This is a genomic window from Dietzia sp. UBA5065, assembly GCA_002415925.1.
Lineage (GTDB): Bacteria > Actinomycetota > Actinomycetes > Mycobacteriales > Mycobacteriaceae > Dietzia.
This window is the reverse complement of record DIAZ01000186.1, coordinates 49,155-59,989: the sequence shown is the minus strand read 5'-3', so window position 1 is coordinate 59,989 and position 10,835 is coordinate 49,155. Positions and strand designations below refer to the sequence as shown.

Genomic DNA, 10,835 nt, shown 5'->3' with positions numbered 1-10,835 from the left:
GGGGCCCCGGTGGCGGGCGGGATCGGCGGGGCGGTCGGGGTCGGTGACCCGCATGCCGTCGGCGGTGTACACGGCGGCCACCTGCGCCTGGCCGAACACCAGGTCGGCGCGCTCGGCCGGGTCGTCCACGTCCACGGGGACGTACGCGGCGCCGGCGGCGAGGGTGGCCAGGATCGCCAGGTAGAGGTCCACGGTGCCCGAGGGCATGAGGATGCCCACCCGGTCGCCCGCGCCGACCCCCTGTGCGTGCATCCACCGCGCGGAGACGTGGATCTGGTCCCAGACCTGGCCGTAGCTCAGCACCCGCTCGCCGTCGTCCAGGCAGGGTGCATCCGGGTGGCGCTCGGCCGCGGCGCCGAGGACGTCGATCAACGTCCGCGGGCTGGGGGCGTGTGAGCTGCGAAGATACTGCTCAGGGATGGTGTGCACGTGCGGATGGTATCCCGGCGAGGTGAACTCACCGCGGCGGGCGCCACCGAGCTGGTTGGATGGGACGCATGACAGGGCTGCTCCGGGACCGGACCATCGTGATCGTCGGGGCGGGGCCCGGTTTCGGGCGCACCCTCGCACTGCGGGCGGCGGAGGAGGGGGCGACCGTCGTCGTCGCCGCCCGGACCTCCTCCCGGCTCGACGGGATCGTCGACGAGGTCCGGGAGGCGGGCGGGTCGGCCATCGCCGCGGCGGTCGACGCCACGGACCCGGAATCCGTACGCGCCCTTCGTGACACGGTCGCCGGCCACACCGACGCCGTCCACGGCCTGGTCTACAGCGCGTTCTCGGTGCCCAGCATGCGGCCGCTCGCGGAGACCGACCACGACCAGATCGCCCGCGGGATTGACCTGTCCGTTCTCGGCGCGCTGCGCGCGACCCAGGAGTTCACCCCGCTGCTCGAGGCGGGCGCGGGGGAGGGGAGCCCGAGTTCGGTGGTGATGATGGCCTCGGCGGTCATCCACCACTCCCGTGAGCGGTACGCCGGGTACAAGATCGCCAAGACCGCCCTGGTCGCGCTGGGCCACTCCCTGGCCACCGAGCTCGGGCCGCGCGGCATCCGCGTCAACACGGTGGCGCCCGGGTACATCCACGGTGACACCCTCACGGCGTACTTCGAGCACCTGGCCGCCAAGTACGGCGGCACGGTCGACGACGTCTACGCCCACACCGCCGCCAAGATGGACCTGCGTCGCCTGCCCACCGAGCGGGAGATCGTCGACCCGGTGCTGTTCCTGCTCTCGGACGCCGCGTCGGCCGTGACCGGTCAGACCCTCACCGTGGACTGCGGCGAGTTCCACACCTGACCGCGTCTCGGGGTCGGATGCCGGGGCTTTCCCCGATGTGGTGCGGGGCTCGGCGGAGGAGGATGGGGGTCGTCGGGGAGGAGGTTCCCGACCGTGTGACGACGACGACGAGGAGAGCGTCATGACCAACGACCCGGGAATCGGGACCAGGCGACTGGAACGGTCCTCCGACCGCTGGATCGGCGGGGTGTGCGGCGGGCTGGCCGGGTACTTCGGCGTGGACCCGGTGGTGGTCCGCATCCTGTTCGTGGCATCGCTGCTGCTGCCGGGCCCGCAGGTGCTGCTGTACGTGATCATGTGGATCGTCATGCCTGACGCCCGCGCCTGAGCGGGCTTTGGCATGCTTGGCGCATGACCAACCCCAGCACCGCCGCCGCGCCCGGCGAGTACGCCTCCGTCCGCATCGACAGGGGTGCCCGCCACCCGCACGTCGCGCAGGTGACGCTGATCGGGCCCGGCCCGAACAACGGCATGGGCCCGGACTTCTGGGCGGAGATGCCCCGCGTCATGGCCGAACTCGACGCCGACCCGGACGTCCGGGCCGCGGTGATCGCCGGGCAGGGCCGCAACTTCACGTACGGCCTGGACCTCATGGCGATGATGCCGCAGTTCATGGAGTTCCTGCCCGCGGACTCGACGCCGGACGCCTCCCGCAACGAGCGGATCCTGGACTTCGTGGAGACGATGCGACAGGCGGTGGACGCGGTCGCCTCGGCCCGGACCCCCACCGTGGCCGCCGTGCAGGGCCGCTGCATCGGCGGAGGCATGGACCTCATCTCGGCCTGCGACGTCCGCCACGGCTCGGCCGACTCGACGTACTCGGTCCGCGAGGTCAAGGTGGGCATCGTCGCCGACATGGGCTCGCTCGGGCGCCTGCCGTACATCATCGGCTCGGGCCTGACCCGCGAGCTGGCGCTGACCGGTCGCGACATCGACGCCGAGACGGCGCTGCGGTACGGGCTGGTCACCCACGTGGCCGAGGACGCCGCCGGGGTGCTCGACTCCGCCCACGCCACGGCCGCGGAGATCGCGGACAACCCGCCGCTGGTCGTGCGCGGCACGCGCGAGGTGCTGGGCCGGGCGATCGACGGGCCGATCTACGAGTCCAACCGGTACGTCGCCACGTGGAACGCGGGCTTCCTGGCGTCGGCGGACATGATGGAGGCGATCGGGTCGACGCTGGAGAAGCGCGAGGCCAGGTACACCGGCCGCTGACCCGACCAGGCTCCGCCCGGCCCGACCCGGCCCGGGCCCGCCGTGGCGGCGGTCAGCGGGCGGGGGCCGGCTCCCGCCCGGCGGCCGGGTCGGCCTCGCCCGCCGGGGCCTGCGCCGCGAGCTTCTCGCCCTCGATGTCGACCCTGGGCAGGAGGCGGTCCAGCCACCGCGGCAGCCACCACGCCCTGTCGCCGATGAGGTACATCAGCGACGGCATGATCACCATCCGCACGACAAAGGCGTCGAAGAACACCGCCGCCGCGAGCGCGAAGCCCATGGTCTTGATGAACGCCAAGTCCATGAGGATGAAGCCGCCGAACACGCTGATCATGATCACCGCGGCGGCGCTGACCACGCGGGCGCCGTACTTGTAGCCGTGGACCACGGCGTCGCTCGCGGACTCGCCGTGGGAGTAGGCCTCTCGCATCCGGGAGACCAGGAACACCTGGTAGTCCATGGCGAGGCCGAACACCAGGCCGATGAGGATGATCGGCAGGAAGCTGATGATCGGGTTGCCCTCGATCATCCCGAACCACCCCCACTGGAAGATCGCCACGGTGGCGCCGAGGGTCGCCAGGACCGAGAGCAGGAAGCCCAGCGCGGCGGTGAGCGGGACGACGATCGAGCGGAACACCAGCATGAGCAGCAGGAACGCCAGCCCGACGACGATCGCCAGGTACGGCACGAGGGCGTCGGAGAGCCGCTCGGACACGTCCGACTGGATGGCGGTCAGCCCGGTGATGCCGTAGTCCGCGCCGGTCTCGGCGGTGTACGCCCCGGCGTGGTCCCGCATCGTGTGCAGGAGGTCCTCGGTGGCCGCGTCGGTCGGGCCGGTGGAGGGGTAGACGAGGATCTGGGCGGTGTCGGCGGTGAGCGGATCCGCCGGGTCGCCGTTGGTGAGGACGACCTGGGCGTTGGCCACGCCGTCCATCGCCCGGAAGTCGCCCGCGGCGGTCTGGAAGGCGTCCGCGCGGTCCGCGGCGGGTATCCCGGTGGCGTCGACGATCGCGAGCAGGGGGGCGTTGGCGCCCGGGCCGAATCCGCGTTCGAGCAGGTCGGAGGCGTCGCGGGCCGGGGTGCCCCGGTCCATGGTGGTGTCCGAGGGGAGCGCGAGGCGCATCGAGCCCACCGGGACGGCGAGGAGGGCCAGGACGACGATGCCGCCGGCCAGGCCGATCCACGGCTTGGCCCGCATGGCCTTGGCAAAGCGCTCGCCGGCGGTGTGGACGCCCTCGTCCTCCGGGTCCGGGGCGGTCACCCCGGGCACCTTCCCCGAGAACGCCCGGCCCTTGAGCGCGCCGAACAGGGCGGGCAGCAGGGTGAGCGCGATGAGCACGGAGACCACGACCGCGCCCGCGGCCGCCAGCGCCATGACGGACAGGAACGGGATCCCGACGACGGTCAGGGCGACCAGGGCGATGAACACGGTGAGCCCGGCAAAGACGACGGCGGAGCCGGCGGTGCCGACCGCCCGCCCGGCGGCGTGTGACCTGTCGTCGGTGAGCCTGATCTCGTGCTTGTACCGGCTCGCGATGAACAGGGAGTAGTCGATCGCCACGGCCAGGCCGAGCATCGTGGCGAGGATCGGGGTCGTGTCGTTGACCTCGATGGTGCCCGAGAGCGCGTGCACGGACAGCACGGCGATCCCCACACCGACGATCGCGGTGACGATGGGCAGGCCGGCCGCGGCGATCGAGCCGAAGGTGATGGCCAGGACGATCAGGGCCACGACGATGCCGATGATCTCCGAGGTGAAGCCGATGCCGCCCATGTCCTGGGCCGCGGGGCCGTTGTAGGCCACCTCGAGTCCCAGGTCCTCACCGGTGGCGGCGACCGCCCGCAGCGCCTCGCGCTGCTCGTCGGTCACGTCGACCGCGGACGGGGTGCCCGCGGTGTCGAAGCCCGCCCGGACCGAGTACACGGACTCGTCGGGGGAGAGCGGGGAGACCGTCGCCGCGTCCTTCTCCGCCTGCGCGCGGTCGCCTCCGGCGGCGGTCGTCTGGTCGATCAGCCCGTCGGACTGGGCCCTCACCGCGGTGACCCACGGCCGGTCGCCGGGGTCCCCGCCGTCGAGGGCCTCCGCGGGAAGCCCGAGGGTGCCGACGGCGGTGGGGGCGGCGAGCCCCGGGATGTCCCGGATCGCGTCGAGGACGCGGGCCACCTTCTCCTGGTTCTCCGCGGAGGTGAGGGGGGTCGAGTCCGCCGTCGCGATGACCACGGTGAAGGTGGGCGCCGTCTGGGGGTCCCCGCCGGACTCGGACGGGAACCGCTCGGTGAGCAGGGTCTGCGCCCGCTCGGACGGGATGCCGGGGATGGAGAACGTGCTGGAGGCGGGCGCGGAGAACGCCGCCGCGAGTCCGCCGACCACGGCGAGGACGGCCAGCCACGCGCCGATCACGAGCGGCCAGCGCCGGAACGACCCGCGTCCGACGCGGTAGAGGAAGGAAGCCATGTGGTGCTCCTAGGTGGGGGAGTCGGTCGGTGGTGCGGCGACGAGCAGCGGCAGCGCGGAGAACGCCTCGTCGAGCAGGCGGTCCTGGGTGCGATCGGGGAAGTCCGGCGAGGCGTGGAGCCGGATGACCGTCACCGCGATCGTGAAGGTGATCTGCGTGACGACGTGCGGGATCGCGGAGGTGGCCGGGTCCAGCCCGAGCCGGCGGGCGGCCTCCACGACGCCCTCGACGCCGACCTCGGGGTGGTTGTCCTCGAGGTAGCGGCGCAGGTCGGGGTTGGATTCGATCGCGTCGATGAGCGCGTTGAGCCCCGCCACGTTCCCGCGGTGCCGGTCGAGCATGGTGCGCCACGCGTCCCGCAGGGCGTCCGCGCAGCTCGCCGAGTCGGGCTGCGCGCGGAGCTCGGCGTTGTACTCGGCGATGAGGTCGGCCGCGAGATGCGTGAGTGCGGCGGCCTTGCCGGGGAAGTAGTTGTGGAACGTCCGGACCGAGACCCCCGCGGCGTGGGCTATCGCGTCGACGGTGGTGGCCTCGTAGCCGCGCTCGCTCACCAGCGCCATGGTGGCGTCGGAGAGCGCGGCGCGGGTCTGTTCCTTCTTGGCCTCGCGCAGCCCGCGGGGTTTGAGGAAGTCGGGGGTCACCCGATCCACCGTACGGATTCTGCATGGCCGTGCAAAGTTGCAGAGGGCTGAAATGACCGTGATCGTGGTCACGTCACCTTGCGGCCCCGGCCGTGCCACGGACGCGACACGGCCCCGGCACGATGGTCGCGCCGGGGCCGTGTCGGGGCGCCCGGTGGTGGGGGCCGAGCGCCGAGGGCGGGTCAGCCGCGGAAGGGCTCCGCCTTGTCCTCGGGGTTGTTCTTGAAGTTCTCGACGCCCTCCACGACGAGCTTCTCGCCCCAGGCCTTGTCCTTCCATTCGCCCGGGGTGACGTGCTTGCCGGGCTCGAGGTCCTTGTAGTGGAGGAAGAAGTGCTCGATCGCCTTGAGCTCGAACTCGGGCACGTCGCCGACGTCCTGGATGTGGTCCCAGCGCGGGTCGCCGTTGGGGACGCAGAGCAGCTTGTCGTCGCCGCCGGCCTCGTCGGACATCGTGTAGACGCCCACGATGCGCGAGTTGACGATCACGCCCGGGAAGACCGACTCGTCGAGGAGCACCAGCGCATCGCACGGGTCGCCGTCGTCGGCGAGGGTCTGGTCGATGTAGCCGTAGTCGGCGGGGTAGCCCATCGAGGTGTAGAGGAAGCGGTCGAGATAGATCTTCCCGGTCTCGTGGTGGATCTCGTACTTATTGCGCGAGCCCTTGGGGATCTCGATGGTCACTTCGACGGACACTGGCGTACCTCGCTGATCGTCATTTTCCGGGCCCCGGACGCTCTCCCGGGCGATTCGGACCGATTCTAATGGGCCGTCCCGTGCCGGGGGTGTCCGGCGTCACGGCGGCGGCTAGCGTGGGGGCGGACGACGCGCGATCCGGGGCCTTCCGGGGCGGGCCGAAACGAGGAGGGTGGGGGTCCGTGACCGAGCGGGGCGTGTGGCGCGGGCGGGGCCCGACCTGGCGGATCGGGGTGGTGCTCGTCCTGGTCGCCCTCCTGGTGGCCGGCCTCGTCGCGGCGGCGCTCATCACGGTCGTCGACGGCGGACCCCGCGGGGAGCCGACCGACCCGGCGCCCGCGGCCCCGCCTCCCTCCCCCGGGCTCATCGCCGCGGACGCCGCCGCTCCCGCCCCGGACCCCGCCGCCCTCGAGCAGATCCTCGGCCCCCTCGCGTCGACGCCCGCCGTCGGCGACCTCGCCGCCAGCGTCGTGGACGACGCGACCGGTCGGGTGCTGTGGGAGCGGCGTCCCCGGGACGCGCGGGTCCCGGCCTCGACGGTCAAGCTCCTCACGGCCGTCGCGGCGCTGAGCCGACTGCCCGGGGACGCGCGCGTGGACACGGTGTTCGAGCGCGGCGCGGAGCCCGACACCCTGGTCGTGGTCCCCGGCGGCGACCCCACCATGTCCGGCGGCGGGGAGCCCGGCCCGCTCTTCCCGGGGGCCACCACCGTCACGCGGGCCGCCGAGGTGATCCGCGGGGCGGGCGTCGCGCCCGCGCGCATCGTCGTGGCCCCGGGCCCCTACACCGGGCCGGGGCTGGGCCCCGGGTGGTCGCCGGCCGACGTCGCGGCGGGCAACATCGCGCCGGTCGAGGCCTGGATGCTCGACTCCGGCCGCCTCGACCCGGCCGACGAGTACTCGCCCCGCACCGCCGAGCCCGCCCTGGCGGCCGGGCGCGCCCTGGCCCGCGAACTGGGCGTGGACCCGGCCCTCGTCCGGGTTTCGGCCGAACCCGTGGAGACCACCGGTGAGATCGGCCGAGTCTCGTCGGCGCCGCTGACCGACCGCCTGCGGTCCATGCTGGTCTACTCCGACAACGTCCTGGCCGAGTCGATCTGCCGCGAGGTGGCGCTCGCCCGCCACCCGGACGTCCCGGTCGACTTCACGGCCGGGACGACCGCGGTCGTCGAGACCCTGGCCGAGCGCGGGATCGACATGTCCGGGGTCCGGCTGGACGACTGCTCGGGCATGAGCCCCGGCGACCGGCTCTCCGCGGCCGTCCTCACCGACGTCCTGCGCACCGCCGCCGCGCCGGACGCCACCCGGGAGATGCGCGACCTGCTCGACACGCTGCCGGTGGCCGCCGGCTCGGGGACGCTCTCCGACCGCTTCGACGGCCCCGCCGCCCCCGGCGCGGGCTGGGTGCGCGCCAAGACCGGGACGCTCGCCGGGACCAGCGCCCTCGCCGGGACCGTCACCAGCGCCGACGGGCGCTCCATGAGCTTCGCGCTGCTGTCCTCCGGCACCGACCCCGCCGCCGCCCGGCCCGTCCTGGACCGGATCGCCGCCTCGCTGAGAACCTGTGGCTGCCGCTAGCGGCGCCGACTGGACCGGGCCCGCCTGGCGGGTCCGCGCGGCCGTGCGGGCGTTCCGCCGGGCGTACCCGGGGGTCGGCGACGAGGTCTGCGTGGCGCTGTCGGGGGGCGCTGACTCGCTGGCCCTCACCGCGGCTGCGGCCGCCGAGTTCGCCGAGGTGACGGCGCTCGTCGTGGACCACGGCCTGCAGCCGGGCTCGGGCGAGGTGGCCCGGGATGCGGCCGCCGCGGCGCGCGGGCTCGGCGTGGGGGCGCGGGTCCTCGTCGTCGTGGTCACCCCCGACGGCACCGGCCCCGAGGCCGCCGCCCGCAGCGCGCGGTACGCCGCGCTCGACGCCGCGCGCGACGGCCGGCCCGTCCTGCTCGCCCACACCCTCGACGACCAGGCCGAGACCGTCCTGCTGGGCCTGGGCCGCGGCTCCGGCGCGCGCTCGTTGCGCGGGATGGCGGCCTGGGACGCGCCGTGGGGCCGCCCGCTGCTCGGGGTCCGCACCGCCGACACCCGCGAGGCCTGCCGCGCGCTCGGCCTGGACTGGTGGGAGGACCCGCACAACGTCGACCCCGCCTTCACGCGCGTCCGGCTCCGCCGCGAGGTGCTCCCGCTGCTCGAGGACGTCCTCGGCGGCGGCGTCGCCGAGGGGTTGGCCCGGACCGCGGAACTGCTCCGGGGCGACGACGACGAGCTGGACCGACTCGCCGCCGCCGTGTCCGTCGCCCCCGACGGCACCCTGGACGTCGCCGTGCTGGAGCCGCTCGCGCGCGCGGTGCTGACCCGGGTCCTGCGCCGCTGGCTCCTGGGGCGGGGGGTGCCCTCGCCCACATACGCGCAGATTACGGCCATCGCCGCGCTCGTCACGGACTGGCGGGGGCAGGGCGGCGTCGCGGTGGGCGGCGGCGGGTCGGCGGGGGCGGGTGTGGCCGAGGGCTCGGGGAGGTTGGTCGCCCGGCGTCGGCATGGAAAGGTGGTCCTCGAGATCGATCGGGCCAGCTGAGCGGGGACGACATGAGCAACGTGGACAAGTACGCCGACGAGATCGAGACGGTGCTGCTCGACGCCGACCGGATCCGGGAGCGGATCGCCGAGATGGGCGCCGCGATCGGGGAGCGGTACGCCGACTCCGAGCACGAGGTCGTCCTGGTGGCCGTTCTCAAGGGCGCCGCGATCTTCGTCTCCGACTTCGCCCGCGCCCTGTCCATCCCGTCCGAGCTGGAGTTCATGGCGGTGAGCTCGTACGGCTCCTCGACCAGCTCCTCGGGTGTCGTGCGGATCCTCAAGGACCTCGACCGGGACATCGCCGACCGCGACGTGATCATCGTCGAGGACATCATCGACTCGGGTCTGACCCTGTCCTGGCTGATGCGCAACCTCCGGACCCGCAACCCGCGCTCGCTGGAGATCGTCACCCTGCTGCGCAAGCCCGACGCGGTCAAGGCGGACCTGGACATCCTCGAGATCGGCTTCGACATCCCCAACGAGTTCGTGGTGGGCTACGGCCTGGACTACGCCGAGCGCTACCGCGACCTGCCGTACATCGGCCGGCTGCACCCGCGCATGTACTCCTGAGTTCCCGCCCCGGCCGGCCCTCCGGCCGCCCCTCCGGCTTGCGCTGGCTCTTTGGTCCACGGCCCCAGCGCGGACCCGGTGATCGCGTACGTTCAGCCAGCGCACGCCGGAGTGTGTTGGACACGTGTCTGCCAATCAGGTGATCCAGGTCACGTCGGGGGGTTAGCCTGGCGGCATGTTCCCAGGTACCTTCGCCGCCAGCACTCCCGACAAGCCCGCCGTGATCCGTCCCGCGACCGGCGAGCAGATCACGTACGCCCAGCTCGAGACCCGCTCCGCTCAACTCGCCCACCTGCTCACCGACGAGTGGGGCTTCAAGCCCGGCGACACGATCGCCGTGGTCTCGGACAACACCCTCGAGATGGTCGAGATCTACTGGGGGGCGCTGCGATCCGGCCTCTACATCGCGGCGATCAACCACCATCTGACCGCGGAGGAGTCGTCCTACATCATCGGCGACTGCGGGGCACGCGCCCTGTTCGTGTCCGCTGCGGTGGCCGATCATGTGGACCTCACGCCCGAAGCGCATCCGGCAGTGGAGCACCGGGTGGCGTTCGGCGGCGCCCTCGACGGGTTGGAGGACTACCGCGGCCTGCTGGAGGGTCAGCCCACTGAGGCTCCCGCCGACCAGCCCCGCGGCCACGACTTCCTCTACTCGTCGGGCACCACCGGCCGCCCCAAGGGCGTACGGGTGGACCTGCCGGAGGGGCAGATCGACGAGGTGCCGGATCTCTACACGCCCGTGTTCAGCTTCCTCTACGCCTTCGACGCCGACAGCGTGTACCTGTGCCCGGCACCGCTGTACCACGCGGCCCCGCTGCGGTTCTGCGGCGTCGTCAACTCGGTGGGTGGGACGGTCATCCTCATGGACCGCTTCGACCCGGAGGAGGCCCTGCGGCTGATCGAGGAGTACCACGTCACGCATTCGCAGTGGGTGCCCACGATGTTCGTGCGGATGCTCAAGCTGCCCGACGCCACGCGCGAGCGCTACGACGTGTCCAGCATGACCCACGCCATCCACGCCGCCGCGCCGTGTCCGCCGGAGGTCAAGCGGCGGATGATCGAGTGGTGGGGCCCGGTGATCCACGAGTACTACTCGGCCACCGAGGGCATGGGTATCACGTTCATCAACTCCCAGGAGGCGCTCGAGCGCCCGGGGTCGGTGGGCCGCGACGGACTCAAGGGCATCGCGCACATCTGCGACGAGGAGGGCAACGAGCTCCCCACCGGCCAGATCGGCACCATCTACTGGCAGCAGGACGAGGGCACCTTCTCCTACCACGGTGACCCGGAGAAGACGGCGTCGGTCTTCCATCCCCAGCACCCCAACTGGTCCACGTTCGGCGACGTGGGCTACCTGGACGAGGACCGCTTCCTCTACCTCACCGACCGCAAG

The 10,835-nt window shown here is 72.8% G+C and carries 11 protein-coding genes; 7 read left to right on the top strand and 4 right to left on the bottom strand.

Annotated elements, in window-relative coordinates; all coding sequences use genetic code 11:
* A partial coding sequence (locus B4M60_RS15595; RefSeq protein ID WP_291086148.1) for an AMP-binding protein occupies positions 1–429 on the bottom strand: 429 nt, incomplete at its 3' end.
* A 68-nt stretch (positions 430–497) separates the two neighbouring features.
* On the opposite strand from B4M60_RS15595, the gene B4M60_RS15590 reads away from it, so the two are divergent.
* The 3 genes from B4M60_RS15590 to B4M60_RS15580 all read left to right on the top strand — a co-directional run bounded on the left by B4M60_RS15590 (position 498) and on the right by B4M60_RS15580 (position 2,510).
* On the top strand, positions 498–1,295 hold the full coding sequence (locus tag B4M60_RS15590; protein ID WP_291086145.1) for an SDR family oxidoreductase: 798 nt from the start codon (positions 498–500) through the stop codon (positions 1,293–1,295).
* 121 nt (positions 1,296–1,416) lie between these two features.
* Positions 1,417–1,623 (top strand): PspC domain-containing protein, encoded by a 207-nt coding sequence (locus tag B4M60_RS15585; protein WP_291086142.1) that lies wholly within the window; start codon positions 1,417–1,419, stop codon positions 1,621–1,623.
* 23 nt (positions 1,624–1,646) lie between these two features.
* Complete coding sequence (locus B4M60_RS15580) at positions 1,647–2,510, top strand: crotonase/enoyl-CoA hydratase family protein (protein WP_291086139.1); 864 nt, start codon at positions 1,647–1,649, stop codon at positions 2,508–2,510.
* A gap of 52 nt (positions 2,511–2,562) precedes the next feature.
* Here B4M60_RS15580 and B4M60_RS15575 read toward each other — a convergent pair whose 3' ends face one another.
* From B4M60_RS15575 to B4M60_RS15565, 3 genes are all read right to left on the bottom strand, one after another.
* Positions 2,563–4,962 (bottom strand): MMPL family transporter, encoded by a 2,400-nt coding sequence (locus B4M60_RS15575; protein ID WP_291086136.1) that lies wholly within the window; start codon positions 4,960–4,962, stop codon positions 2,563–2,565.
* Positions 4,963–4,971: 9 nt separating this feature from the next.
* Positions 4,972–5,604 (bottom strand): TetR/AcrR family transcriptional regulator, encoded by a 633-nt coding sequence (locus B4M60_RS15570; protein WP_291086133.1) that lies wholly within the window; start codon positions 5,602–5,604, stop codon positions 4,972–4,974.
* Between the two features lie 182 nt (positions 5,605–5,786).
* Positions 5,787–6,299, bottom strand: coding sequence for an inorganic diphosphatase (locus B4M60_RS15565; RefSeq protein WP_291086131.1), 513 nt, complete (start codon positions 6,297–6,299; stop codon positions 5,787–5,789).
* A 182-nt stretch (positions 6,300–6,481) separates the two neighbouring features.
* On the opposite strand from B4M60_RS15565, the gene dacB reads away from it, so the two are divergent.
* The 4 genes from dacB to B4M60_RS15545 form a co-directional block, all read left to right on the top strand.
* Positions 6,482–7,876, top strand: a complete 1,395-nt coding sequence (gene dacB / locus B4M60_RS15560) for a D-alanyl-D-alanine carboxypeptidase/D-alanyl-D-alanine endopeptidase (protein WP_291086129.1) — start codon at positions 6,482–6,484, stop codon at positions 7,874–7,876.
* Entirely contained in the window at positions 7,863–8,867 is a 1,005-nt protein-coding gene (gene tilS / locus B4M60_RS15555; RefSeq protein WP_414646824.1) for a tRNA lysidine(34) synthetase TilS, read from the top strand. The genes dacB and tilS overlap by 14 nt, the downstream gene beginning before the upstream one ends.
* Before the next feature lie 11 nt (positions 8,868–8,878).
* Positions 8,879–9,439, top strand: a complete 561-nt coding sequence (gene hpt / locus B4M60_RS15550) for a hypoxanthine phosphoribosyltransferase (RefSeq protein WP_291086126.1) — start codon at positions 8,879–8,881, stop codon at positions 9,437–9,439.
* Between the two features lie 175 nt (positions 9,440–9,614).
* Positions 9,615–10,835 (top strand): AMP-binding protein (locus tag B4M60_RS15545; RefSeq protein WP_291086123.1); only part of this gene is annotated, 1,221 nt, incomplete at its 3' end.